Source organism: Burkholderia sp. Cy-637, assembly GCF_011753175.1.
In the GTDB taxonomy this organism is placed as follows: Bacteria; Pseudomonadota; Gammaproteobacteria; order Burkholderiales; family Burkholderiaceae; genus Burkholderia; species Burkholderia gladioli.
In genome coordinates, this window is record NZ_VWWC01000066.1 from 1 (window position 1) to 26,553 (window position 26,553).

Here is a 26,553-nt window from a genome sequence, read left to right on the forward strand (position 1 = left end):
CGCGGCGCCGGCAAGCCCGACGGAACAACGCGCCGGACCTGCCGGCGCGTCGGGCAAGGCAGGTCGCCCGGCCCGGCGGACCGCTCACGGCCCGCCAGGCCTCGCGGCCTCAGAACGGCAGCTTCGCGTCGGGCTTGGCGGCCGTCAGCGCGCGGCGGAATTCGCCCTTGATGCGCTCCAGCGCCTCGGCCGAATTCGCCTCGAAACGCAGCACCACCACCGGCGTGGTGTTCGAGGAACGCGCCAGGCCGAAGCCGTCGGGATACTCGACGCGCAGGCCGTCGATCGTGATGACCTCGTCGGCGCCCTCGAACTTGGCGTCCTGGCGCAGCTTCTCGATCAGCACGACGTTCTCGCCTTCCTCGAGCTTGAGCTGCAGCTCCGGGGTCGATTCGGCGTTCGGCAGGCCGTTGAGCAGCGCGCTCGGATCGGCCACCCGCGCGAGGATCTCGAGCAGGCGCGCGCCGGTGTAGAGACCATCGTCGAAGCCGTACCAGCGGTCCTTGAAGAACACGTGGCCGCTCATCTCGCCGGCCAGCGGCGCGCCGGTCTCGCGCAGCTTGGCCTTCACCAGCGAGTGGCCGGTCTTCCACATCAGCGGCTCGCCGCCCTTCTCGCGGATCCACGGCGCCAGGTTGCGGGTGCACTTGACGTCGTAGATGATCTGCGCGCCCGGGTTGCGCGACAGCACTTCCTCGGCGAACAGCATCATCTGGCGATCCGGGTAGATGATCTGGCCGTCCTTGGTGACCACGCCGAGGCGGTCGCCGTCGCCGTCGAAGGCGAAGCCGATCTCGGCATCGGTTTCCTTCAGCGCGCGGATCACGTCCTGCAGGTTCTCGGGATGCGCCGGGTCCGGGTGGTGGTTCGGGAAGTTGCCGTCGATCTCGGTGAACAGCTCGACCAGCTCGCAGCCGAGCGCCTTGAACAGGCGCGGCGCCAGCTCGCCGGCCACGCCGTTGCCGGTGTCGACCACGATCTTCAGCGGGCGCGCCAGCTTGATGTCGCCGACGATGCGCTGCAGGTAGGCATCGGCCACGTCGTGCTGCTGGTAGCTGCCGCTGCCCTCGGCGTAATCCTGGGCGACGATGCGGCGGTACAGCGCCTGGATCTGCTCGCCGTAGATCGCCGCGCCGCGCAGCACCATCTTGAAGCCGTTGTAGTCGGGCGGGTTGTGGCTGCCGGTCACCACGATGCAGGAATCCACGCGACGCTCGCCGCTGGCCAGCGGCAGCGGCACGCTGGCCGCGAAATAGCCGACCGGGGTCGGCACCATGCCGACGTCGACCACGTCCACGCCCGCCGCGCGCAGCCCTTCGGCCAGCGCCGCGATCAGATCCGGGCCGGACAGCCGGCCGTCGCGCGCGACCACCACCGCGTCGCCGCCCTGGGCGCGCACCTCGCTGCCGAAGGCCTGCCCGATCGAGCGGGCGACCGAGGCATCGAGCGTCTTGCCGATCACGCCGCGAATGTCGTACGCCTTGAAGATGGATTGGGAAATCATCGATTCACTCTCTGTCGTACATGGAAAAGGGTGCCGCGGCCTCGCACGCCGGCCGGGTGGCGCGTCCTGCGCGAATGTCGGGTTCGGACCCGGACAACTTATAATCGCTGGTTTCGACCCGCCCGGTCGGTGCGGCAGGCATCGCCCACGAGCCGCCCATTCTAATGCGTGCAGGTTGCAGCGCCGCAAATTAGAAAATCGGCCCGGCGGCCGGATCGGCGCCGAGCCCTTTTTTTTCGAATTTTTTCATGCTGAAGCTTACGCGCATCGCCAACCCCGATGTCGCCCGGGCCGCCGCCAACCTGGTCTGGCTCGGCCTCGAGCGCCTCACGCAGATCGGCGTCGCGATCGTGATCAGCGGCCTGCTGGCCCGCGCGCTGGGCCCCGACGCCTTCGGCAAGTGGCAGTACGCGAACACGCTGCTGCTGGTGCTGGCGCCGCTGACCTGGGTCTGCGGCGCCGAGATCCTGGTGCCGACCATCGTGCAGCGCGCCCCGGCCGAACTCGGCGCGGTGCTCGGCAGCGCCTTCGCGCTACGCTTTTCCGTGTCGATCGTCGCGCTCGCGCTGACCTGGGCCGGCATCGCGGCGGGCCTGGTCGATCCGCTGGTCGGCGCGATGCTGGCGGGGCTGGCGGTGACCCTGGTGCTGCGCGAGCCCTTCGTCGGCGTGATCAACGCCTGGCTGCAGAGCATGACCTACAGCAAGCCGCAACTGATCGCGAGCATGTTCGCCGCGCTCGGCAAGGCGCTGCTGGTGTGGCTGCTGGTGCGCGCGGCCGCCGCGCCGGCCAGCTACGGCTGGCTGTGGGCGCTCGAGGCCGGCGCGATCGCGCTGGCGCTGATGCTCTATTACCGGCGTCGCCACGGCGGCCGGCTCGGCTGGCGCGTGGAAGCGCCGCTGTTCCGGCATTTCGCCTCGGCCGGCACGGTGTTCTGGATCGGCCTGGTCTGCATGTACCTGTTCCTCAAGCTCGACCGCCTGATGCTGGAGCGGCACGTCTCCTTCGCCGAGCTGGGCCGCTACGCCGCCGCCCAGCAGTTGAACGAGAACTGGATCACGCTGGCCCTGCTGCTCGCCCAGACCATCGCGCCGGCCTTCGTCTATCGCGTCTCGGAGCTGCCGCGGCTGCGCCGCAACGTCTGGCGCCTGATCGCCATGACCAGCGCGCTGATGATCGGCGGCGCCGCCGTGCTCGACCTGCTCGCGCCGCTGATCATCGGCCGCGTGTTCGGCCCCGGCTACGAGCAGTCGGTCTCGATCTTCCGCTGGGCGGTCTGGCTCTCGGTGCCGGCCGGCGTCGAGGCGATCGGCAACCTGGTGGTGCTGAAGTTCCAGGCCAGGTTCGTGCTGCTGGCCAAGTGGCTGCTGGCGCTGGCCGTGGCGGCCATCGCCAACGCCATCGCGATCCCCGCGCTCGGCCTGTACGGCGCCCTGGTCGGCCTGGCCGCCGGCTACCTGGCCGCCGCCGCGGTCAATTTCACCTATATCCGCCTGAAGCTGCGCACATGAGCTCCTCCCTCGCCCCCGCCGGCGCCCTCGATGAGGTCGCGGTGCTGATCCCGGCCTACAACGGCCACCACGACCTGGAGCGCAGCCTCGCCTCGCTGGCCGAAACCGCGCCCGTGCACGTGCTGGTGGTCGACGACGGCAGCACGCCGCCGATCGCGCCGGCGCCGCGCGCGGGGCTCGACATCGAGGTGCTGCGCATGCCGCACAACGGCGGTATCGAGCGCGCGCTGGCGGCCGGCATCGAGGCGCTGGCCGCGCGCGGTTTCCGCTACGCGGCCCGGCTCGACGCCGGCGACCTGGCGGTGCCGGGGCGCCTGGCCAAGCAACGCGCGTTCCTGGCCGCCCACCCGCGCGTGGCCTGTGTCGGCACCTGGACCCAGGTGGTGTCGCGCGACGGCCGCCCGCTGTTCATGCTGACGCCGCCGGCCGATCCGGCCCGGCTGCGCCGCACCCGCTTCCTGCGTTCGCCGCTGGTCCACCCCTCGGTGATGCTCGATATCCAGCGGGTACTGGAGGTCGGCAACTATCGGATCAAATATCCGGCCGCCGAGGACCTGGACATTTTTTTGCGCTTAATGGAACGCTACGATTGCGCGAACCTGCCCGAACTCGGCCTATATTACGAACTGAACGAAGGGGGCATCAGCGCCACCCGGCGGCGCCGGCAGATCCGCTCGACGCTCGCGCTGGTGCTGCGCTACTTCGATGCGCGCAACCCGTATGACTGGGGCGGCCTCGCCAAGTACCTGCTTCATCTCGTGACGCCGTATTCGCTGCTGCACAAGCTGAAACGCCGTTCGTTCGCGCAGCGCCCGCCGGCCTGACGCGCTTCGTCCCGCTTCCCGTCCACTGCTTCGACATGAGTCCTGTTTCCGCGCTGCGCATCGTCCTGGTCTGCAACACCGCCTGGGCGATTTATACCTATCGTCAAGGCCTGATCCGCATGCTGGTCGCCAGCGGCGCCGAGGTCATCGTGCTGGCCCCGCGCGATCGCACGGTCGAGCCGCTCGAAGCGATGGGCTGCCGCTATCTCGAGCTGCGCGTCGCCTCCAAGGGCACCGATCCGCTCGAGGACCTGCGCATGCTGGCCGCGATGCGCCGCCACTATCGCGAGCTGCGCCCGGACCTGGTGTTCCACTACACGATCAAGCCGAACATCTACGGCTCGATCGCGGCCTGGCTCGCGCGCGTGCCCTCGGTGGCCGTCACCACGGGCCTGGGCTACGTGTTCATCCGCGAGAGCCGCGCCGCCAGCATCGCCAAGCGGCTCTATCGTTTCGCGTTCCGCTTCCCGCGCGAAGTCTGGTTCCTGAACCGCGACGACCTCGCCACCTTCCAGGCCGGCCGCCTGCTCGCGCATCCCGATCGCGCGCGGCTGCTGCACGGCGAGGGCGTCGATATCGAGCAGTTCGCGCCCGCCCCGCTGCCCGAGCGCGACAGCTTCCAGTTCCTGCTGATCGGCCGGCTGCTGTGGGACAAGGGCGTGCGCGAATACGTCGACGCCGCGCGCGCGCTCAAGGCGCGCTATCCGCAAGCGCGCTTCGCCCTGCTCGGCCCGGTCGGCGTCGACAACCCCAGCGCGGTATCGAGCACCTACCTGGACGAATGGGTGCGCGAGGGCGTGATCGACTATCTCGGCGAGGCGCACGACGTCCGCCCGCATATCGCGGCGGCCGACTGCGTGGTGCTGCCCTCGTATCGCGAGGGCGTGCCGCGCACGCTGATGGAAGCCTCGGCGATGTGCCGGCCGATCGTCGCCACCGACGTGCCGGGCTGCCGCGACGTGGTGGACGACGGCGAGACCGGCCTGCTCTGCACCGCGCGCGACAGCGCGAGCCTGGCCGGGAAGATGGCCGCCATGCTCGACATGCCGGCCGAGGCGCGCCGCGCGATGGGCGAGCGCGGCCGCCAGAAGGTACTGCGCGAATTCGACGAGGCGAATGTCGTCGAGCGCTATCGACAAACCATCCGTGCGCTGACAGGCACGGCACTCTGAGGAGGGCATGACAATGAGCGCAATGAGCGACAAGGGCACGATTCTGGTGACGGGCGGCGCGGGCTTCATCGGCTCGCATACGGCCGTCGAACTGCTCGGCGCCGGCTACGACGTGGTGATCGTCGACAACCTGGTCAACAGCAAGCGCGAGGCCGTCGACCGGATCGCCAGGATCGCCGGCCGCGCGCCGGCTTTTCACCAGGTCGACGCCTGCGACGAAGCCGCGCTGGCCCGCGTGTTCGACGCGCACCCGATCACCGCCGCGATCCACTTCGCCGCGCTCAAGGCGGTCGGCGAATCGGTAGCCAAGCCCATCGAGTACTACCGCAACAACCTCGACAGCCTGCTGGCCCTGCTCAAGGTGATGCGCGAGCGTCAGGTCAAGCACGTCGTGTTCAGCTCCTCGGCCACCGTCTACGGCGTGCCGGAGCGTTCGCCGATCGACGAGTCGTTCCCGCTGTCGGCCACCAATCCCTATGGCCAGACCAAGCTGATGGCCGAGCAGATCCTGCGCGACCTCGAGATCTCCGATCCGTCGTGGCGCATCGCCACGCTGCGCTACTTCAATCCGGTCGGCGCGCACGAGAGCGGGCTGATCGGCGAGGACCCGGCCGGCCTGCCGAACAACCTGATGCCCTATGTGGCCCAGGTCGCCGTCGGCAAGCTCGAGAAGCTGCGCGTGTTCGGCAACGACTACCCGACCCACGACGGCACCGGCGTGCGCGACTACATCCACGTGGTCGACCTGGCGCGCGGCCACCTGAAGGCGCTCGACGCGCTGCGCCGGCGCGACGCCAGCTTCGTGGTCAACCTCGGCACCGGGCGCGGCTACAGCGTGCTCGACATCGTCAAGGCCTTCGAGACGGCCAGCGGCCGGCCGGTACCCTACGAGCTGGTGGCGCGCCGCCCCGGCGACGTGGCCGAGTGCTATGCCAACCCGGCGCGCGCCGCCGAGCTGATCGGCTGGCAGGCCGAGTACGACATCGAGCGCATGTGCGCCGACCACTGGCGCTGGCAGGAGCGCAATCCGCGCGGCTTCGCCTGAGGCCCGGCGGCGGATCGATCCGACAAGGCCCCGCCCCGGCGGGGCCTTGTCGCTTTCCCGGCCGGCAAGCCTCGGCGGCACGCGCGACGCACCTGCCGCCGCCCGGCGCGGCTCGCCGCAGGAGCCGCTTCGAAAGCCTTGCCGCGGCGCTGCCAGGCCTCTCGCAAGTCCTTGTCCGGCAAGGGAAATACCCGCCTCGCCCGCCTTCTGGGACGAACCCGGCTCCGGTATAATCCGCTGTCCCGTTTTCCGGCCCGTCCATGCTCAGCTTCGCCGTTGCGTTCGTCGCCTCCCTGCTCGTCACGCTGCTCATCATCCGTTATGCGCACCTGCACGAGAAATTCTCGATCGACAGCGATCTCGCCGGCGTGCAGAAATTCCACGCCCATCCGGTGCCGCGCGTCGGCGGCCTCGGCATCGTCGCGGGCCTGCTGATCGGCTGCATCCCGCTCGCGCTGCGCTACCCGACCGTGGCCGGCAGCATCGCCGGGCTGGCCGCCTGCGGCATCCCGGCCTTCGCCTCGGGACTGATCGAGGACCTGACCAAGAAGGTCTCGCCGCGCGCGCGCCTGCTCTGCACCATGGCCGCCGCCGCGATCGCGTTCGGCGCGGTGGGCGTGGCGATCACGCGCATCAGCGTGCCGCCGCTCGATTTCCTGCTCGGCTACACGGCGGTCTCGGCGGTGGTGACGGTGCTGGCGGTGGCCGCACTCGCCAATGCCGTCAACATCATCGACGGCTTCAACGGCCTGGCCTCGATGGTCGCCTTCATGATGCTGGCCTCGCTCGCCTACGTGGCCTTCCAGGTGGGCGAGCCGGTGGTGCTGTCGGCCTCGCTGCTGATGATGGGCGCGATCATGGGCTTCTTCATCTGGAACTTCCCGGCCGGCCTGATCTTCCTCGGCGACGGCGGCGCCTACTTCATCGGCTTCATGCTCGGCGAGCTGGCGATCCTGCTGGTGATGCGGCATCGCGAAGTATCGGCCTGGTACCCGGTGCTGCTGTTCATGTACCCGATCTTCGAGACCTGCTTCTCGATCTACCGGAAGAAGTTCATCCGCGGCATCTCGCCCGGCATCCCCGACGGCGTGCACCTGCACATGCTGGTCTACAAGCGCCTGATGCGCTGGGCCGTCGGCACCCAGGTCGCGCACGAGCTGACGCGCCGCAATTCGCTGACCTCGCCCTACCTGTGGCTGCTGTGCCTGATCGCGGTGATCCCGGCCACGCTGTTCTGGCGGCACACGGTGCACCTGTTCGCCTTCGTGCTGGTGTTCGCCTTCACCTACGTGTGGCTCTACGTCAGCATCGTGCGCTTTCGCGCGCCGCGCTGGATGGTGGTGCGCAAGACGCGCGCGCGGCAGCAGCAGCATCGCCATTGAGGCGCCGCGCGCGGCCATGAAAAAAAGGCGTCCACTGGACGCCTTTCGTTTTTGCGCATCGCCGGCATGTTCGCCGCGAGCTTCAGGGTTTCAGGGCTTCAGGCCTTTGCCCGCCCCGGCACGCTCTGCAAGGTCGGCTTGACGGCCGGCTGGTACTCCGGCACCCAGCGGCGCAGGTCGCGGCGCACCTCGTCGTCGCCGAGCACGCGGTGCTGCATCAGCCAGGGCAGCAACTCGTCGAGCAGGTTGTCGGGCACCTCGCGCGCCTTCGCCGTGCGCAGCTTCGGATGCGGCGTGCGGGTGGTGGTCTCGTCGTCGGCGAGCAGTTCCTCGTAGAGCTTCTCGCCGGGACGCAGGCCGGTGAACTGGATGCGGATCTGATCCTCGTCGAAGCCGTAGAGACGGATCAGGTCGCGCGCCAGGTCGACGATGCGCACCGGCTTGCCCATGTCGAGGATGAAGATCTCGCCGCCCTGCCCCATGCTCGAGGCCTGCAGCACCAGTTGCGAGGCTTCCGGGATGGTCATGAAGAAGCGCGTGATCTCGGGATGGGTGACCGTCACCGGGCCGCCCTTGGCGATCTGCTGCTGGAACTTCGGGATCACGCTGCCGGCGCTGCCCAGCACGTTGCCGAAGCGCACGGTCTCGAACTGCGTGTTCGGGCTGGTCTGCTGCAGCGCCTGGCAGGCCATCTCGGCCAGGCGCTTGCTGGCGCCCATCACGTTGGTCGGGTTGACGGCCTTGTCGGTCGAGATGAGCACGAAGTGGCGCACGCCATGCCGGATCGCCGCGCGCGCCACGCGATAGGTGCCGAGCACGTTGTTGCGCAGCGCCTGCCAGGCGTTCAGTTCCTCCATCAGCGGCACGTGCTTGTAGGCGGCCGCATGGAACACGATATGCGGCGTGTGGCTGGCCATCACGTGATCGAGCAGCAGCGAATCCTTGGCATCGCCGATGATCGGCACCACGTGGCTGTCGGGGAAGCGTTCGCGCAGGTCCTCGGTCAGGCGGTAGACGGCGAATTCCGAGAGATCGAAGGCGATCAGTTGCGCCGGGGAGAATTTCAGGATCTGGCGGCACAGCTCGGAGCCGATCGAGCCGCCGGCGCCGGTCACCATCACCACGCGGTCATGCAGCAGCGCATCGACGTGCGGCGTGTCGATGCTCACCTCGTCGCGGCCCAGCAGGTCCTCCAGGTCGATCTGGCGTACCTGCGAGAGCATGCCCTGGCCTTGCGGCATGGTGGTCAGCGAAGGCAGCACCATCGCGTTGACACCGGCGCGCACGCACAGCGTGGCGACGCGGCGCTGCACCTCGACCGAGGCCGACGGCATCGCGATGATCACGTGCTCGGCCTTGGTGAGCTCGGCCCAGTGGGCGAGTTCGGTGATCGGCCCGAGCACCTTGTAGCCATAGACCTCGCGGCCGCGCTTGGCCGGCTCGTCGTCGAGCAGGCCGACCAGGCGCCATTCGCCGGAACGCGACAGCTCGCGGGCCAGGCTCGCGCCCGCGCCGCCGGCGCCCAGCACCAGCACCGGCTTGCCCTGGCCGACCAGGCCGCCGTAGCGGTAGAACTCCTTGGTGGCGCGGTAGAGCGCGCGGGCGCCGCCCATGATCAGGAACAGCAGCATGGGGGAAAGCAGCAGGACGGAACGCGGGATGATCGGCATCGGCTGGAACATCACCGCGCAGGCCATCACGATGCCGCCGCCGCCGACCACGGCCTTCGAGATGCGCAGCAGGTCCGGCAGGCTGGCGAACACCCAGAGGCCGCGATACAGGCCGAAGGTCCAGAACATCAAGCTATAGACCGGCAGCACCCAGGCGAGCGCGAGCATGCCGCCCTCGAGGAAGTCGTGCGGAATCATGCCGTTGAAGCGGATCACGTAGGCAACCAGCCAGACGCCCGCGACAGCCAGCAGGTCAAACAGGAACGCGCTGAGCGACAGCCACGACGATTTGAATCGAACCATGGAGAGCGAGCCTTATTGGAATTGGGATTGCGCCAAAACGTGACGCCGCCAGCGAATATCGATCGTCAGCGCCAGGGCGCCGAGCACCGCGTACCAGACCAAAGCGATCAGCCAAGGCGTGAGCGCGACGCGTGACAGCGAGTTCACTCCGGCAAAGGCACCGGCCGCCATTGTCAGATAGGCACCGCAAGCCATGCGGATATGTCCTGCTCCCATTCTGACGACGCGCTGATAATAATGCTCGCGATGCGGCTGCCAGAATTTCTCACCGCGTAACAAACGTTTCGACAATGTCACAGAGGCATCGAAAATAAAGGGGCCGAATACAATAAGCGGAAATGCGGCACTCCATGTCCCGGTAAGCCATCCCCAATAACCAAGCGCACCGGCCAGAAAACCAAGCGGAATCGAACCAGCATCGCCCAGGAACAGTCTGGCGGGATGAAAATTGAGCAACAGGAAGCCGGCGGCCGCACCGGCCACAGCCGCCGATGCCACACCGAGCGTCGGTGCGGCCGACGTCCCAAGTGCCGCGACCGTATAAGCGCCGAAGCCGAATACCGCCATCCCACCCGCGAGTCCATCGGCTCCGTCCATGAAGTTGTAGAGGTTTATCACCCAAAGCAGTGCGATCGCGATGGCGGGCAACATCCACGCCGGCACGGGCGCCGGATAGACGGCCAGCAGTGCCACCACCGCCACGATGTGCCCGCCGAACCTCACTCGCGCCGGCAACCCTCGCCGATCGTCGATCTGCGACATGGCGGCCAGGCCGAGCGCCAGCCAGCCAACCAGCGCGAGCGGCGGCGCGGCCAGCACGATCAGGGCGACCGCCACGGGCACCACGCCCCAGCCGCCCACTCGTGGTGTCGGCCGCTCATGCAGCGAACGTTCATTGGGGACATCGGTTGCGAGGCGCCAAGCAAGACCTGTGCGCAACAGCACCCGCAGGATCAACGTGCTGCAGGCACCCGCGATCAGGGCAAACGCCAGGGCGCCGCTCCAGTCCAGACAGGTAAGCGGGAACATGGGGATTCTACTCGTGGCTCATGGTGGATCGGTACCATTCGGCGGTGGTCGCAAGGCCCTCGTCAGTGCTCAAGCGCGGCCGCCAGTCGAGCGTGCCTGCCAGCGAGGCCGTGCTGACACGCAGGCTCTGTGTCAGGCGATCAATCTGGGCGCCCCGCCCGCTCAGGCGCCCGATCATGCGCAACGCCGGCACCGGAACCGGCAGCAAACGCGCGGGCCGGTCCAGGTGCCGCCCAATCGCGCGCAACAATTCGGCAATCGTCATCGGATCATCATCCGCAACGTGGAAGCATCGTCCGGCCGCACGCGCATCGAGCGCGCAGCGCGTCAGCGCGTCAGCAAGATTGTCGACATGGACCAGGCTGCGCCGCGCCTCGATCGCACCCAGCGGCAACGGCATGCCGCGTGCCACGGCACGCAGCATGCTCTCGAAATTCGCCCGCACGCCGGGCCCATATACCAGCGGCGGCCGCACGATGACGATCTCCAGGCCGCTGCTCTCGCCGTACTCACGCAACCGCCGTTCGGCCAGCAATTTCGAGCGTCCGTAGGCATCCTCGGGATGCGGCGGCATCTGCTCATCGAGGGGCTGCCCGGCGTCCCGCTCCGCCAGCGCCTTGATGCTGCTCACGAACACCAGACGGCGTACCCCTCGCTCTCGCGCGGCACGCGCCACACGCAGCGCCCCGTCCACATTACTGGTCTCGAACGCCTGTTGGGCAAGCCCCGGTTCCGATTCGCGCATCACATGCACCCGCGCGGCCGCGTGGATCACCACGTCGACGCCCTCGGGAAACGGCGCTGACGCCTCACCCAATCCGGCAAAATCCGCGGCGGGATGCAGCCACTCCTGCACCTTGCCGAGGTTGCCTTGAGGCCGACGCAGCAGCGCCAGCACCTCGACGCCCTGCGCGGCGAGCGTGCCCACCAGCGAGCGCCCGACGAAACCATTCGCCCCGGTCACGACGATGCGCATCACCACCACCGCCAGCCGAAGCGAGTGAAGAAGCGGAACGACGAAGCAGCGAACAGGCGGATATGCAGCCAACCCTTGCGCGCCGCCTGTCCACCGTAATGCTCGGTGCGCACCGACGGCACGTAGGCGATGCGTGTCAGCGCATGCGTGCGCAGGCTCAGGTCGTAATCCTCGAAATAGAGGAAGTAGCGCGGATCGAAACCGCCCAACGCGGCCAGGATGTCGGCTCGGAACAGCATGAAGCAGCCGCTGACGATGGGCGGATCGAACAGCACATGCTCGCCGTCGACCAGATCCCGCATCTCGTAGTCCGCAAGGCGCGCTGCGAACGGTGCGCGCAGACGCGCCGGCAGGAATCCGCGTACAAACAGGCTGAGCACCGTGGGCGGGCGCCGGCAGAGATACTCCATGGCTCCGCTCGGCCCTGCCACATAGGGCGACAGCAATCCGACGTCGGCGTGCGCATCGAGGAACGCGAAAGCCTGCTCCAATGCATCCGGCGCGAGATCGATATCGGGGTTGAGAATCAAGTGGAACCCACTCGCGTCGGGGACGATCGCAAGATTGTGCCCTCGGCCGTAGCCAACATTGCCATGTCCGGCGATCACGCGCGTCTCGATGCCTGCCTCGTCGAGCCGCCGCAACATACCGGCGGCGGCCTCGCCCAGGCCTCCGTTGTCCACCAGCACGACGGTGGCCGACAGCGCACCACGGCTCGCGCGCGCCTGCACGATCGCCGCGGCCAGCCGCTCGACGGTGCGCACCAGCACCGGCATGTCGGGCCGGTAGACCACGATCGAGACTCTCAGATGCGCCGCTGCGGGCGCTGGCGGCTCAAGCTGCCCCATCATCCCGACCTCTCGACACGCTCGATTCGGCGATGGCATGGCCGATGCCCGCCTCAGCCGAGCGCAGCACGAAACGCTTCGGCATGGCGCGGCTCATTCGCGTAGTCATAGAAGGCGGCGCGCGTTGGAAACGCACGTGCCACGGTCTGAAGGAACAACACCAGCTCCGACAGGTTCTTGTTGGCGAGGAAGCGACGAAACGCGGCGAAGTCTTCAGTGCCGAGGCCTGCCGAGAACAGCGCCGGTCCACTCATCTCGAGCGCCTGCGCGATCACGGCCGCGATCTCGATGCGTACCTTGCCGAGATCCTCCTTGATCGTATTGCGCTCGTGGACGCGATAGACGATGTGTTCGTGACCACGATCGACATGCACCACCGCATGTGCATAGGCGAACATCAGAAAATCCAGATCGTGGCAATAGCGCAGCGGCTGGAAGCCGCCGGCCGCCTCCCACAGGCGACGGCTGAACACCATGTTCGAGGTGGTACCGACGAAATTTTCGTTGAGCAGCGCGAGTTGCGGCAGGCGTGTTTCATCGAGGTAAGCGCGCGCGCGCGCCAGCCAGTCGATCGTCACACCACTGTCCAGACGCGTGCCGTGATCGTCCATGATGCCGATCTCGCCCGCGATCAGTTCGACCTCGGGCGCGGCGGCGAGCACGCGCCGGCAACGCTCGAGCTTGCCCGGCGCGAACACGTCGTCGGAATTCAGCACCGCGAGATATTCGCCGCGGCTGATACCGATCGCGCGATTGATGGTGTTGTGCGCACCGGCGTTTTCCTGGCGGAACACCTTGGCATTGGGCATCGACGCGAGCACGCGTTGCGCGATGGCGAAACCGTCATCCGATGAACCGTCGTCGATCAGGATGATTTCGTCGGCGGCCGAGCTTTGCGACAACACGCTCTGCAAGGCGCCCTCGATATAGCGCGCGTGGTTATAGAGCGGGATCACGACCGACAGGGTCACGCCTGACAGTTCACCCGCGTCGGGCACGCTCAGGCCTGCCGGCGCCGCGTCGACGCCTTTGGGCAATGAGTCGGCGGCCAGGAAGGAGCGACGACGAAACGGGAATAGGGGCATGATGAGTCATCCGTGAAGACATGAGACGGACTGACGGATGCAAACTCCCGTCACTGGATATCCGTGTCGAAAAACGGGAAGTAGCGCGACCGGTAGCGCAGATCACGAGAGCGTTCCTTGATGAAGCGTGCCGGATTGCCGCCGACGATCGTATAGGGCGCCACGTCGCGCGTCACCACCGAGCCAGCGCCGATCACGGCACCTTCGCCGATGCGCACCCCCGGGCAAACGATGGCGCGCGCACCGATCCAGACGTGATCCTCGATCACAACCGGCTTGCACAGGCAGACGAAATCGGGATTCTGCGGATCGTGCGTGAGCGTTTGGATCAGCGTGTAGTGTGAAATGTTGACGTTGTTGCCAATCGTCAACGGCACCCGGCCGTCCAGATAGGTGTAACGGTTCACTACCGTGTTGTCTCCGATCGAGATGTGGTACCCGGTGACGAAGCACCCCATCGCGATGCTCGAATCATGGCCGATCCGAACCTGGCAGAAACGCCTCAGGAACGCATGCCGGACCCGGTACGGCATATAGTTCATGAACAGGTGATTGCCGAGGTAGAAGCATACCGCCGGCTTGAATCGCCAGCGGACAAAACGATATATCGATTTCAGCCTGGATAGCATGAGAGTTCCCTCACCGAGCCGAAGCCCGCACCACGTCCTCGATTAACGCCTCATAGCGCGCCACGATCTCGGTGAAGTCGTAGTGTGCGTAGATCTTGTCTCGGCCGCGTGCACCGCGCTCTCGCCATTCATCGCGATTCGACGCCATGCGCTCCAGCGCGTCGGCCAGGATCGGCGCGGTCTGGTATTGATGCGGCGCGTAGGCAAGCTCGTCGAGCCGCTTCGAATTCAGCTCGATGGTGTCGCCGTATTCGTTCGGCACCAGGATGCCGATGTCGTCTTGCTCGATCACTTCGGCCGAGGCACCCGTGTCACTGAGCACCATCGGCTTGCGATAGAACATCGCCTCGTTCATCGCGATGCTCCAACCCTCGATAAACGAAGGCAGCAGGAACGCGTCGGCGATTCGGTGGACCGCGGCGACATCGGCGACGTAACCGGGCATCAGGATATGGTCGGACAGACCTTGCTCGTCGAGATAGGAGCGCAGCGCATCGACATGCGGCGGATAAACGACATTGCCGACGCAGAGAATCTTCACGTCGCGTCGACGCGCCAGCAGGTGGCGCATCGCGTCGGCCATCAGATAATGGCCCTTGTGCAAGTTGTAGGACGCAACGTTGGCGAACACGTAGTCCGTGTCGGCGAGCCCGAGTTCCGCACGCGTCAGTGTCTGTGTCTGTGTCAGCTTTTCGCGTGCCTCGTGCTCCGACAGGATCAGGCCGTTGGGGATGGTCTCGACCTTCGCTTCGGGCACGCCGAGATTGTGGACCGCGAAGCGTGTCGCATTGCGCGACACCGATACGTAGCGTTCCACGTAGCGATCGTTGTCCGCGAATGCGCGCGCCTGCGCCTCCGAGAAGAAGGCGTAGACATTGTGGATATAGGTGACGTTCGGAATCCCGAACTTTTCGAACAGCGGATAGCCTGTGTCCGAGAAATGCGACATCGCGATGTCAATGCCGTCCTCGGCCAGCACACGCTCGTAGGCTGGCAGCGGATTGCCGGCCGGCAGCCCGACCACGCGCAGGCCTGCATCGCGCGCCACGGTGCCCAGATGCCCGACCTTACCGGGTGTGACGATCGTCACATCGAAGCGGGAACGGTCAAAGGCGACCGCCGAGTCGAGTACGACCTTCTCGAGACCGCCCTTGTCGAATGACGCCAGCTCGATTACCACTCCGAGTTTGCCGTCGGTGCGACGGCGGCGCTCGGGCAGCGCCTTACGGAATAGGGAAAACAGGGATTGCAGCATGATGGATCTGGAATTCAGGGCAATAGGTCACTGGATGTCGAACACGCCGTCGCGCAACTCGCGCATACCCTCGTTCACGCCGATCGAATCGAGCAGGGTCGCGAGACGGGTTGCCACCGAAGTGACCGAGTATTCGGTCGCAGCAGCAGCGAAGCCGGCGTCGGCGATGCGCTGCCAAAGCGCCGGGTCCTGATAAAGGGCCACGATCGCCGCCGCGATCTCGTCGGCGGTGTCACCGCTGAGCATCTGCTCGCCCGCCACCAGGCCCATGCCCTCGCTGGCCACCCGGCTGAGTACCGACGGCAGCCCGGCGAGGAGACTCGATACCACCTTGCCCTTGATACCTGCGCCGAATCGCAATGGCGCCACCGACAGGCGCGCCACCGAGGTTTCGGTGTCGAGATTCTCGACGAAGCCGACGATCACGACGCCTTGCGCCGGATCGGCGAGCGCCGAGACCTCGGGGGTCACGCCACTGCCCACGATGCGCAGCTCGATATCGGGCAGCGAACGCCGGACGATCGGCCAGATATCCTTGACCAGGAACAGCACCGCGTCAACGTTCGGGCGATGCGCGAAACCACCCACGAACAACACGCCGGAACGCTCCGCGAAGGTACGCGTGGAACGATTCGGCATGCGCGGGATCGGAATCCGGTGAATATTCGCGGCCGGCACCAGGTCGCGCAGGATATCGGCCTCGATGCGGCTGACGACAATCGTCGCGTCGGCATCGGCAACCGCCTGTAGCTCCGCGCGCTTGAGCATCATCGCTCCATCGAGAGCCTCGGGCGACCGATCGAGCAGCGCCGCGCGCTCCTCGCGCAGGTAATGCAGGTCGACCGTGCCGAATACCAGCTTCGCCGGCAAGGCCGCGGCATGCAGCGCTTCGAGCGCATGCCGTGCCACCATGATGCGCTGCGCGATCACCACGCGGGCATCGCTCGCTTCCTCGATCAACAGATCGTGGAAAGACTTCGGGTCCTGGGCGACGCGCACCCGGATGCCCCATCGGCGCAACGCGTTCGCATAGGGATCGTCAACCGCCACCGCCGGCTCGTAGGCCGCCAGGAAGCTGACGTCGAAACCAAATTCGCGCAGGATCCGCAAATACCAGTACACGTCATTCGATCCGGAGTCCTGATCGGGTTTCGGCACGAATGCATCGGTGACCACGATCTTCGGACGCGCCGGCAACTCCAGCACGTCGAGGAACGGCCGATCACTGCGGAACAAGCGCTCGTATCGCTGACGCACCGCCCATCGCGCATGCGCCATCTCCCATTCGTCCTCGACCGGCGCCCGTTCGGCGGCCGGTGCCTGGACGAAGCGGGCAAACGGCTGCAGCAGCACCCCTTGCGAGCGCGAGGCCAGTTCGAGCGCGGCGGCTGTCAGGTCGAGCCCGTCGCCCACCAAGGTACCGACCTCGTTGCGCACCTTGCTCCACAGATCCCGCCGGATCGCGACGATCCCCGGGCTCGGCGCCTTCACTCGCTCGACGGCGCCGAGGCGCTCGTCAGCGGGATCTCCCCCCGCCTGGTCCGGCGTCAATTGCGCGGTGGCGTCGATACGCGCGCCAGCCGCCTGCACCGAGCCGTCGCTCGCCAGCACGAGGGCCGTGACCGCACTCGCGCCGAAACGGCGAAACGCTTCGTCGAAGGCCTGGATCCAGCCCGGTTGCGGTACCAGATCGGCCGACATCAGCACCACGAAATCGCCCGCCAGATCGGGCAGTTCTAGACGATGCAGAGAGGATTCGATACGCGGGATCACGTCGATACCCGTTCTGGCGACCAGATCAGGATGCGCATCGCCGAGCAAGGCAGCGCGATATGGCACCTCGCTGGTATAGGCGGCGAGCCCGGCAAGCGATTGCGCTGTCGCCGCTGCACTACGCGGGAACACGATGATGGAAGCGCGCGGCGCATCGCTTTGCGTGAGCGGCACCGGCGTATCGCCGGCGTTGGCGAGCCTCGTGGCGTAGCCAGCCGAGGCTTGCGCTGGCGCGACGCCGACGCGGCGAAGCGCACGTACTCGGCCCGAGGCAGAGCGCAGCGGCTGCGTCACGCGCCAGGACAAGGAGCGCTTGATCAGGTCAAGCTGCTCACGCAATTGATGATTCTCTCGCAGCAATTCGTCCATGGCAGCCTGCGACGGCCCCGGAATGGGCGTGCGCACCGTCACGCGCCGTTCGCTGAACGCATCGCGCACCCGTACCGCCAGGTCGTCGATGCGACGTACCAGGGTGGAGGAAATCTGCTTTTGCTCGCCGAGCCGCGTCAGCACGTCAGCAACCGACCCCGAGCGCTCGTCGCGTAGACGCCCTTCGCGCGAATGCTTCTTCGACTCGCTTTCCAGGCGCGCCACGTCGCTTCGCAGGCGGGCGACCTCGGCGTTGCGCTCGGCGACGAATCCGCTCAGGCGTTTCGATTCCGCCGCCAGGCGACTGATCTCGACATCCCGCTTGAGCGTTTCCTCCGTGAGTCGTACCGTCTCGGCCGTCAATCGACCGATTTCCTCACCACGCCCCATCGTCTCGGTGGTCAGGCGCACGATCTCCACCAGTTGTTCGCCCAGCTTGGTATTGCGATCGTGGTCGTAGCGCGCGAACGAAACACCGCCGTCGAGCATGTCGTCGTCCGGATCAGGCAATTCCCCGTCCGAAGCGATCGCGATGAAATAGACCGGATCGACCATACCCGAAGTCGACTGATATTCGCCGACCGCACGCTCGGCCCAGCAGTTGATCTCACGCAGGCCTTCGCGGCCCTCGCGCTGCAGCAGCGAACCCGCCAGCGGCTTCTGCTCGTAGAGCACGAAGTTGCGAAAACCGCTGGACAGCCAGGCGGTAAATTCGTCGCGATCGAGTTCACGCACGTGGTACTCGTTCGGAGGCGCGCCCGGCGGCGAATAGATCGGCCGGTTCGGCGTGGAGATGATCATCAGCCCGTTCGGGCGCAGCACACGCTTGGCCTCGCGCATGAAGGCCTCGTGCTCGTGGAAGTGTTCCAACGTTTCGAACGAGTTCAACACGTCGACCGAGGCATCGGGCAACGGAATGCTGGTCGCGCTGCCATGCTCGTAGCGCAGGTTGGCATGCTCCGCATAGCGCACGCGCGCCTTCTCGACGGCAGCGGCATCGATGTCGACGCCGACCACGGATTGCGCAGCCTGTGCCAGCAGGGCTGATCCGTAACCCTCCCCGGACGCGATGTCGAGCACTTCCTTGCCGGCGACGAGCTCCGTCGAAAACAGGTAACGATGATAGTGCTCGTACTGGATCGGGCCGCCAACCCCCGGCAGATAACGCTCGCCGGTGAATTCGTGGCCGTTTTCCGCACCCTTGAATCGAAATGTCCGAACTGTTTTTGTCATGTCCAAAGATCCTGCTGATACTGATGGCGTGAGGGCGTCCCGCCCCCTGTCGTCGATAGCCGTGTCGGCCCGGCGAGATCGTCAATGCGCAAGCGGCGATAACCTGACATCCGCCAGCGGCACCCCGACCAGCGCATGCCGCACCCTCGAACTGCTGACTTCGAGCGGCAGTGCGTCGTGAATCCAGTGAAGTTGCACGTGGTCGTACTGCGTGCCTTCGGCCACCGCAACGTTGATGAAGAACTGCCCGATAGGCAGGGTGGGCATCACGAACGAAAACTCGGCGCTCAGCGTATCGCCTGCGCCGCACATGATGGGATCCCCAAGATACGCCGCATAGGTATTCGCTCCGACCAATTCCTGACCGCGCTCGTTCTTGATGTAAAAGCCCGCGATCGGAGAAACCAGTTCGTCGTCGACCTCGATCGTCACTCGCAGCGTGACCGGCTCGCCACCGACCACCCATGAGAGTGGATGACGCTCGGCGTCCACCAGCGCAGCGTCGACGATCCTGGCGCCGCCGGCACCGAATGCCTGCGATTCGAGATTGAACGGCAGCACGCGGATATCATTGCGCAGCGGCGACGCATTGATCGTGTCGCGGCGCACGTCGAGCCGCTGAATGGCGCCCCTGGACCGGCTGTCTCCGTGCGCCTGCGCCGGTGCCGGTGCCGGCGCGTCAACGTTGTAACGCGCCTCGAGGTAGGCGGCACAGACCTCGGCAGGCGCGCCCTGCGCGATCACCCGTCCCGCGTCGATCCATACCGCGCTGGTGCACAACTTACGGATCGTCGAGGTGTCATGGCTGACGAACAGGATGGTGCCGTGCTGCTTGAACGCATCGAGAAAGCGATAGCACTTCTGATTGAAGAAGGCGTCGCCGACCGCGAGCGCCTCGTCGATCACCAGGATGTCGGCATCGACATGCGCGATCACCGCGAATGCCAGGCGCACGAACATCCCGCTCGAGTAGGTCTTGACCGGCTGGTCGATAAATTCACCAATGTCGGCAAAGGCCGCGATCGATTCGTAACGAGCGTCAATCTGCGCGCGCGTGAGGCCGTAAAGTTGTGCGTTCAGGTAGATGTTCTCGCGCCCGCTGTATTCGATATCGAAACCCGAGCCCAATTCGAGCAGGGCCGCGACCTTGCCGTTGACGCTCAAACTCCCGGCGGTAGGCGCGAGCGTGCCGCAGACGATTTGCAGCAAGGTGCTCTTGCCCGAGCCGTTGCGGCCGACGATCCCAACCGTTTCGCCGCGACGCACCGACAGGGACACGCCGTTCAGCGCCCAGAAAGTAGCTGCCGGTGCCGTGGCCGGCGCCGCGCCCACGAAGCGGGACGCCACCCTGAGCATGCCACGCTTGAGCCGCTCCGACGGCCGTTCGTACGTGGCAAAACCCTTGGTGATACCGACTGCTTCGATTGCGCTGGCTTCAGACATACCGGTTGTTATGTGCCCGCCCTCGCCCTCGGAATTACACGACGACACCGACGGCGCGGAGTCAGGTGCGGCTGAGCGGACTAGCTCGTTGTAAAAGTTACGGGATTCTACCTCGTTTTACCTTTTTCACGATGCGAGATGAAACAGTTTTCGGCCATGCGCGCTCGTTCAAAATCCGCTCCGCCCGCCGCCCGCCCCCGCTTCCACGTCGCGCCCTGTCAATCTGCCTGATTGCAGTATTTACACTTGGACACACTTGCACGACGCCGTGAAAACAACGGCAAGGAACGAACCGCTGGCGCCGTATGACATAATTCAGCACGCTGCGAACGCGCCGCCCCATTCCAAGATCGCCCGGCGCTTCCGAGGTCCCCGCCAGCCCGATCTCGCCCACGCGGCGACACTTGCGTTCGCGGCCGCGGCACCTGCCGCCTCCGGCCATATTCTTCACTCGATACTATGCAAAGCTTCAGCACCTCGCCGCGCGCCCTTGCCGCGTCGCTGATACGGAATCGCCGTCTGCTGCTGGACCTGGCGCGCCGCGACGCGGTCGGCCGCTACAAGGGTTCGGTTCTCGGCATCTTCTGGTCTCTGCTGACCCCGCTCCTGATGCTGAGCGTCTATACCTTCGTATTCAGCGAAGTCTTCAAATCGCGCTGGGGCGGCGCCTCGCCGTCTGCCTCGAAGGGCGAGTTCGCCGTGGTGCTGTTCGCCGGCATGATCATGTTCAATCTCTTCTCGGAATGCGCAAACCGCGCACCCTCGCAGATTCTTTCGAATACGAACTTCGTGAAGAAGATCGTATTCCCGCTCGAAATCCTGCCCTGCGTGACACTGCTTTCCGGGTTGTTCCACCTCTGCGTCAGCGCATTGATCCTGCTGGTCGCCGAGTGGCTGATCCGCGGCCATGTGCCGATCACCGCGCTGCTGTTTCCGCTGGTACTCGCTCCTCTTTGCGTGTTCATCATGGGCCTGAGCTGGCTGCTGGCAGCGACCGGCGTCTACCTGCGCGACATCGGCCAGACTGTCGGCATCGCGATCACGGCGCTGATGTTTCTATCGCCCGTGTTTTTCCCGGTGTCTTCACTACCGGCTCGATTCCAGGAATTGGTCTACCTGAATCCGATGACCTATCCGATCGAACAGAGCCGTGACGTGCTGGTGTGGGGCAATCCCATCGACTGGAGCCGCTGGGGACCGTATTGTCTGATGGCGGTGGTCGTCGCCTGGATCGGCTTCGCGTGGTTCCAGAAAACCCGCAGGGGTTTCGCCGATGTCATCTGAGATCGCGGTTCGCATCTCCGGCGTCGCCAAGGGCTTCGAGTCGTATCGCCTGCCTGCCGACCGCCTCAAACGCAGCCTTTATTCGCTACTGGCGGCCGTCACGCCGCTGCCCGCGCTGCGGCGTGCCTGGCAAGCCAGGGCGGATAATTGCGTGCGGATGTTCTGGGCGCTGCGTGAGGTCGATTTCGAAATCGCGCGCGGAGAGACGATCGGCATCATCGGCCGCAACGGCTCGGGCAAAAGCACCTTGCTGCAAATCGTCTGCGGCACGCTCGCGCCAACCCGAGGCACGGTCGAGACACACGGACGCATCGCAGCACTGCTCGAACTCGGCTCGGGATTCGATGCCGAGTACAGCGGGCGCGAGAACATCTACATCAACGGTCAGTTGCACGGTCTCACACGTGATGAAATCGAGGCCCGCGTCGACGACATCATCGCATTCGCCGACATCGGCAAATTCATCGACCAGCCGGTCAAGACCTATTCGAGCGGGATGTTCGTACGCCTGGCATTCGCGGTGATCGCGCATGTCGATGCCGACATCCTGGTGATCGACGAGGCACTCGCGGTCGGCGACGCCTTCTTCACGCAGAAATGCATGCGCTTCCTGCGCCGCTTCCAGCAACACGGCACCGTGCTGTTCGTGAGTCACGATTCGGGCGCCGTGCGTAGTCTCTGCGATCGTGCGATCTGGCTCGATCGCGGGGTACTGCGGGAAAACGGTAGTTCGAAGTCCGTCTGCACCCATTATTTCGAGGCCTTCTACCGGCAGCAGCAGGGCGAAGGGCTTGCCTGGGACAAGCAGGCAGGACACGTCAGGCGAACACACGGCGCACGTCGACGCCTGTCCGCCATCGACCAGCGCGAGAAGTTCACGGCACGGCCCGCGGTACCCACTCCCGCGCTCGGCGGCACCGACCTCGATCCCCACGCCTTGCCGGCTCATCGCGAGCGCGAGTTGATCGACGAAGTCGCGTTGCTGGGCGAGTCGGGCAAGCCGATCGCCTGGATCACCGGCGGCGACGCCGTAACGCTGCGCATCGTGCTGCGTACTCCCGACGTCGGCATGCCGCCTTGTGTCGGCTTCGTCGTAAAGGACCGGCTAGGCCAGGCGATTTTCAGCGACGATACCGCGTTCTCACCGGCAAGCGAGGTTACCGCGGGCGATCGCTGGCTGGCCGAATTTTGCTTCGCGATGCCGCTGCTGCCGCCGGGTGACTATGCGATCAGCGCGTACGTGCTGGCCGAAGTCGACGGCGCGGCGCGCGTGGTCGACTGCCTGCACGACGCCTGCATCGTCAAATCCGAATCCGCCCACCTGGCAACGGGGATTGCCGGCACACCGATGACCGCCATCACGCTCGGCATCGACGAACCCGCCGAGCCAGCCTGAGGCCGCCACACGCCTGTCCCGATAGATTCATGACCCAAGTCACACCGCCCGATCCGTTCGATCCTCCCGCCGAGCCGACGCGCCCACATGTGCCGGGCAAACTGCAGCGGCTCGCCGCGATCCTGCCGCTCGCGCTGGGCACCGCACGCCGCCAGGCCAGGACCCATGGCGGCTACGGCCAAGCCTTCGCTTACTGCATACGGACCCTGCGTCGGGAAGGTATCGCCGGCTTCGCCAGCCGCCTGACTCGCCTGCCGTTCAGCGCGCGCTATCGCGACTGGGTCGCCCGCTACGACAGCTTCGGCGACGCCGAGAGGGAAACCGCGCTCGCCGCCATCTCGACCATGTCGACCTTGCCGCGTTTCTCGATCGTCGTGCCAACCTACAACAGCAATATCACGCTGCTGGACGCGATGATCGCGTCGATCCAGGCGCAGGTATATCCGCACTGGGAGCTGTGCATCGCCGACGACGCCTCGCCTTCGCCGGCCGTACGCCAGGCGCTCGACGCTCACCGGCAGCGCGACGCGCGCATCCGCGTGCTCTATCGCGAGACCAATGGCCATATCTCGGAAGCGAGCAACAGCGCCCTGTCGCTGGCGACAGGTGATTTCGTGGTGCTGGTCGACCACGACGACATCCTGCCGCCGCATGCGCTGTTCATGGTGGCGCGATACATCAACCGCTTCCCCCAGGCACGGCTGTTCTACAGCGACGAAGACAAGCTCGACGAGCAGGGCGAGCGTACCGCGCCCTACTTCAAGTCGGACTGGAATCCGCTGCTGTTTCGCTCGCAGAACATGTTTTCCCACCTCGGCGTGTTCGAGACCGCCCTGGTGCGCGAGGTGGGGGGGTTTCGCAAAGGTTTCGAGGGTAGCCAGGACTATGACCTGGCGCTGCGCTGCATCGACCTGGCCGGGGATCACAGCGTGGTCCATATCCCTCACGTGCTCTATCACTGGCGAATCGTGCCCGGCAGCACGGCCGGCGGACGTTCGGCCAAGCCCTATGCCGAGACTGCAGCACGCCGTGCCCTGCTCGAGCACCTGCAACGCATGGACCTGCCCGATGCGACGGTCGAGGAGGTCCATCCCGAGGTCGGCATCACCCGCGTGCGTTATCCGGTACCGAAGCCCGCGCCGCTGGTCTCGATCATCGTCCCGACACGCGACGGCGTCGTCTTGCTGCGCAACTGCATCGACGGCCTGCTGCATCGCACGCGCTACCCGAACCTGGAAATCATCGTCGTCGACAACGGCAGCACCGAACCGGCGACTCTCGCCTATCTCGAGTCGCTCACGCAGCAAGCGTCGGTTCGCGTCCTCCGCGATGAGTCGCCGTTCAACTTCTCCATGCTGAACAACCGTGCCGCCGCGATCGCGCGCGGTAGCTACCTGTGCCTGCTCAACAACGACACCGAGGTCATGAACGAGCACTGGCTCGACGAGATGATCGGTGTCGCTGTCCTGCCCGGGACAGGCGCGGTCGGTGCCGCGCTCTGGTATCCCGACAACAGGCTCCAGCATGGCGGCGTGCTGCTCGGCCTGAACGGCATCGCAGGCCATCTGCACCACTTGTTGCACCGCGGCCAATTCGGTTACGTGAATCGCGCCGTGTCGATCCAGAACGTCTCGGCCGTCACGGCGGCCTGTCTGCTGGTACGCAAGGCACTTTACGAGGAGGTGGGAGGTTTCGAGGAATCCTTGCGCGTCGCATTCAACGACGTCGATTTCTGCCTGAAGCTGCGTGCGATCGGCTATCGCAATGCATGGACACCGTTCGCCGAACTCAGACACCATGAATCGGCGAGCCGCGGGTCGGACATGTCGCCCGACAAGCAGGCCCGCTTCGCAGAGGAGGCCCAGTGGATGGAGCAACGCTGGGGCGACGCTCTGCTGCACGAGCCTGCCTATAACCCGAATCTCTCGCTCTCGGGCGATATGCCGCCATTCTCGTTCGCCGAGCCACCGCGCATCGACATGCTCGACTGAGCCACCGACAAGCACCGCAGCCGCTCGCTCAGCGCGGCCGATAGGCCCCGAGCCTGCCCCGCAAGCCATCGACGAAGCCCTGCCAGGCCATGCGCACATGCTCGCGACGGCGATCGGGGAACAGGCAGTAGATGGCGATACGCACCGGCAGCTTGACCAGCTCAGCCGTCTTCCAGGACAGTGGCATCGATCCGCGCATGGCGAGCGCGACGATATTGCGAAACTGGTAGTAATGGCGGATCGGCCCGTGCATGGGATAGTTACGTCCAAGCACGCGCACCGGCTCGCCGCCGAGCTCATGACTCAGACGCAGCCAGGGCACGCCGATCACGCGATAACCGGCCCGCTTGGCCCGCACGCACCATTCGAGATCGACAAAATCGATGAACAGCGCGGCATCCATCGGACCAATCTGACGCCAATAGCGCAGGTTCACGCAGGAACCAGAGGTAATCAGGAAATCAACGTCGATCGGCACCTCGCCCATCGGCGCGATCCGCCGGAAACGTCCCCAGCCGAAACGTACGAACGGAGCCACGCCGCGCAAGCGAGCGTCCTCGTAGGCGGGCCCCCCGAGCGCAACCGGACCCTGCATCGTATCGGCCGCGGCCACTGCGGCGGGCAGGTCGTTCAGGAGCTTCGAGGTCGGCTCGCTATCCTGATCGAACAGCATCGCCATCGTGAAGCCCCGCGCGATCAACCTCTCGACTCCCTGATTCAGGGCGAGCGCGATGCCCAGGTTCTCACCGTTCGGCAGATATTCGATGGCGGGATCCAGACCGAGCGCGACGGCATCAGCCACCATTTCCGAATTGTCGACGACCACGCAATGAAGGTTGGCCGCGAGACGATTAGCCCGCGCGACACATGCGGCATCGGGACGATAAAACACCACCACCGCACCGACACGCGGCGACATCGGTACCGAGTCGCTCAATCCGTCCTCAGACACAAGCGCAACGCCTCTCGCCAATCCGGCACGATCAGGCCGAAACTGCGTTCGAGCTTGTCCATCGACAGCCGCGAGTTCGAGGGGCGCGTTGCTGGCGTCGGATAGGCGGAAGCGGGAATCGGGCTAACAAGCGGCCGACGTTCGCCTCCCGACTCCGCGAAGATCGCCTCGGCGAAACCATGCCAGGAGGTCTCCCCTGCCGCGGCCAGGTGATAGATGCCGGAATGGTTTGTCCACCAATCGTCGGGCGTGCAGCCCGTCGCGACCGATTGCGCAAGAATCGCCGCCGTCAGGTCGGCGATGGTCCGCGACCACGTCGGCGCGCCGATCTGATCGGCCACCACGTTCAATTCGTCGCGCTCGGCACCCAGGCGCAGCATGGTTTTCAGGAAGTTGCGCCCACGCATGCCATACACCCAGCTGGTACGCAGGATCAGGTGACGGCAACCGGATGCCACGACTGCCCGCTCGCCATCGAGCTTGGTCCGTCCATAGACATTCCGTGGTCCGACCGGATCGGTCTCGGCATAGCGACTCTCGCCTTCGCCGGCATAAACGTAGTCGGTCGAGTAATGCACCAGCGCGGCGCCAAGGCGCTTTGCCTCCTCGGCGAACACCGCCGGTGCCTCGACATTCAGGCGCGTGGCGGCTACCACGTCAGTCTCCGCCTGATCCACGGCGGTATACGCCGCCGGGTTGACGATCAGTTGCGGCTCGATCTCGCGCACCACGTGGCGAATCGACTCCGGCTCGGATAAATCGAGCGCCTGCCGGTCCAGCGCCACCACGCGCCCCAGCCCTTGCAGGCTGCGGGCCAATTCGTAGCCGACCTGGCCATTGATGCCAGTCAGCAGGATCGTACGTTGCGGTTTTGTCATG

20 protein-coding genes are annotated in these 26,553 nt (G+C 65.9%); 8 read left to right on the plus strand and 12 right to left on the minus strand.

The genetic code is table 11. The annotated features are described in order from the left end of the window. Window positions 1-109: 109 nt before the first annotated feature. Window positions 110-1,504 (minus strand): phosphomannomutase/phosphoglucomutase, encoded by a 1,395-nt coding sequence (locus tag F3J10_RS18290; protein ID WP_025098762.1) that lies wholly within the window; start codon window positions 1,502-1,504, stop codon window positions 110-112. A 248-nt stretch (window positions 1,505-1,752) separates the two neighbouring features. Between F3J10_RS18290 and F3J10_RS18295 the strand changes: the two genes are divergently transcribed. The 5 genes from F3J10_RS18295 to F3J10_RS18315 all read left to right on the plus strand — a co-directional run bounded on the left by F3J10_RS18295 (window position 1,753) and on the right by F3J10_RS18315 (window position 7,438). Beyond that, entirely contained in the window at window positions 1,753-3,015 is a 1,263-nt protein-coding gene (locus F3J10_RS18295) for an oligosaccharide flippase family protein (RefSeq protein WP_036038056.1), read from the plus strand. Then, window positions 3,012-3,839: a glycosyltransferase gene (locus tag F3J10_RS18300; protein WP_025098760.1), complete on the plus strand. Its 828-nt coding sequence runs from the start codon at window positions 3,012-3,014 to the stop codon at window positions 3,837-3,839. Before F3J10_RS18295 ends, F3J10_RS18300 begins: the two co-directional genes overlap by 4 nt. 35 nt (window positions 3,840-3,874) lie before the next feature. Continuing rightward, window positions 3,875-5,011, plus strand: a complete 1,137-nt coding sequence (locus tag F3J10_RS18305) for a glycosyltransferase family 4 protein (RefSeq protein ID WP_167230626.1) — start codon at window positions 3,875-3,877, stop codon at window positions 5,009-5,011. Window positions 5,012-5,033: 22 nt separating this feature from the next. After that, window positions 5,034-6,056, plus strand: a complete 1,023-nt coding sequence (gene galE / locus F3J10_RS18310; protein ID WP_036048032.1) for a UDP-glucose 4-epimerase GalE — start codon at window positions 5,034-5,036, stop codon at window positions 6,054-6,056. A gap of 260 nt (window positions 6,057-6,316) precedes the next feature. Continuing rightward, window positions 6,317-7,438, plus strand: a complete 1,122-nt coding sequence (locus tag F3J10_RS18315; protein WP_013696846.1) for a glycosyltransferase — start codon at window positions 6,317-6,319, stop codon at window positions 7,436-7,438. Between the two features lie 98 nt (window positions 7,439-7,536). Here F3J10_RS18315 and F3J10_RS18320 read toward each other — a convergent pair whose 3' ends face one another. The 9 genes from F3J10_RS18320 to F3J10_RS18360 all read right to left on the minus strand — a co-directional run bounded on the left by F3J10_RS18320 (window position 7,537) and on the right by F3J10_RS18360 (window position 20,051). Further along, on the minus strand, window positions 7,537-9,411 hold the full coding sequence (locus F3J10_RS18320) for a nucleoside-diphosphate sugar epimerase/dehydratase (RefSeq protein ID WP_167242678.1): 1,875 nt from the start codon (window positions 9,409-9,411) through the stop codon (window positions 7,537-7,539). Window positions 9,412-9,423: 12 nt separating this feature from the next. Further along, window positions 9,424-10,440, minus strand: a complete 1,017-nt coding sequence (locus F3J10_RS18325) for a glycosyltransferase family 4 protein (RefSeq protein ID WP_167242679.1) — start codon at window positions 10,438-10,440, stop codon at window positions 9,424-9,426. Between the two features lie 7 nt (window positions 10,441-10,447). Further along, on the minus strand, window positions 10,448-11,419 hold the full coding sequence (locus F3J10_RS18330; protein ID WP_167242680.1) for an NAD-dependent epimerase/dehydratase family protein: 972 nt from the start codon (window positions 11,417-11,419) through the stop codon (window positions 10,448-10,450). Beyond that, window positions 11,416-12,267, minus strand: coding sequence for a glycosyltransferase (locus tag F3J10_RS18335; RefSeq protein ID WP_205200344.1), 852 nt, complete (start codon window positions 12,265-12,267; stop codon window positions 11,416-11,418). Before F3J10_RS18335 ends, F3J10_RS18330 begins: the two co-directional genes overlap by 4 nt. Before the next feature lie 50 nt (window positions 12,268-12,317). Beyond that, window positions 12,318-13,349 carry a glycosyltransferase gene (locus F3J10_RS18340; RefSeq protein ID WP_167242681.1) on the minus strand — a complete coding sequence of 344 codons (1,032 nt, stop codon included), beginning with the start codon at window positions 13,347-13,349 and terminating at the stop codon, window positions 12,318-12,320. A 50-nt stretch (window positions 13,350-13,399) separates the two neighbouring features. Then, a complete protein-coding gene (locus F3J10_RS18345; RefSeq protein ID WP_167242682.1) occupies window positions 13,400-13,978 on the minus strand; it encodes an acyltransferase in 579 nt (192 codons plus the stop codon). Window positions 13,979-13,988: 10 nt separating this feature from the next. Continuing rightward, window positions 13,989-15,233, minus strand: a complete 1,245-nt coding sequence (locus F3J10_RS18350) for a glycosyltransferase family 4 protein (protein ID WP_167242683.1) — start codon at window positions 15,231-15,233, stop codon at window positions 13,989-13,991. A gap of 27 nt (window positions 15,234-15,260) precedes the next feature. Continuing rightward, entirely contained in the window at window positions 15,261-18,608 is a 3,348-nt protein-coding gene (locus F3J10_RS18355; RefSeq protein WP_167242684.1) for a methyltransferase domain-containing protein, read from the minus strand. Window positions 18,609-18,689: 81 nt separating this feature from the next. Beyond that, window positions 18,690-20,051, minus strand: a complete 1,362-nt coding sequence (locus F3J10_RS18360) for an ABC transporter ATP-binding protein (protein WP_167242685.1) — start codon at window positions 20,049-20,051, stop codon at window positions 18,690-18,692. Between the two features lie 459 nt (window positions 20,052-20,510). On the opposite strand from F3J10_RS18360, the gene F3J10_RS18365 reads away from it, so the two are divergent. The 3 genes from F3J10_RS18365 to F3J10_RS18375 are packed head-to-tail and all read left to right on the plus strand — an operon-like array spanning window position 20,511 to window position 24,722. Next, entirely contained in the window at window positions 20,511-21,335 is an 825-nt protein-coding gene (locus F3J10_RS18365; protein ID WP_145757451.1) for an ABC transporter permease, read from the plus strand. After that, entirely contained in the window at window positions 21,325-22,731 is a 1,407-nt protein-coding gene (locus tag F3J10_RS18370; RefSeq protein WP_167242686.1) for an ABC transporter ATP-binding protein, read from the plus strand. The genes F3J10_RS18365 and F3J10_RS18370 overlap by 11 nt, the downstream gene beginning before the upstream one ends. 29 nt (window positions 22,732-22,760) lie before the next feature. After that, entirely contained in the window at window positions 22,761-24,722 is a 1,962-nt protein-coding gene (locus F3J10_RS18375; protein ID WP_167242687.1) for a glycosyltransferase family 2 protein, read from the plus strand. A 28-nt stretch (window positions 24,723-24,750) separates the two neighbouring features. On the opposite strand, the gene F3J10_RS18380 is transcribed toward F3J10_RS18375, so the two are convergent. Beyond that, the gene (locus F3J10_RS18380) at window positions 24,751-25,641 is read right to left on the minus strand and encodes a glycosyltransferase family 2 protein (protein WP_167242694.1); all 891 of its coding nucleotides are present in this window, start codon (window positions 25,639-25,641) and stop codon (window positions 24,751-24,753) included. 14 nt (window positions 25,642-25,655) lie between these two features. After that, the gene (gene rfbD / locus F3J10_RS18385; RefSeq protein ID WP_167242688.1) at window positions 25,656-26,552 is read right to left on the minus strand and encodes a dTDP-4-dehydrorhamnose reductase; all 897 of its coding nucleotides are present in this window, start codon (window positions 26,550-26,552) and stop codon (window positions 25,656-25,658) included. Window position 26,553 lies beyond the last annotated feature (1 nt).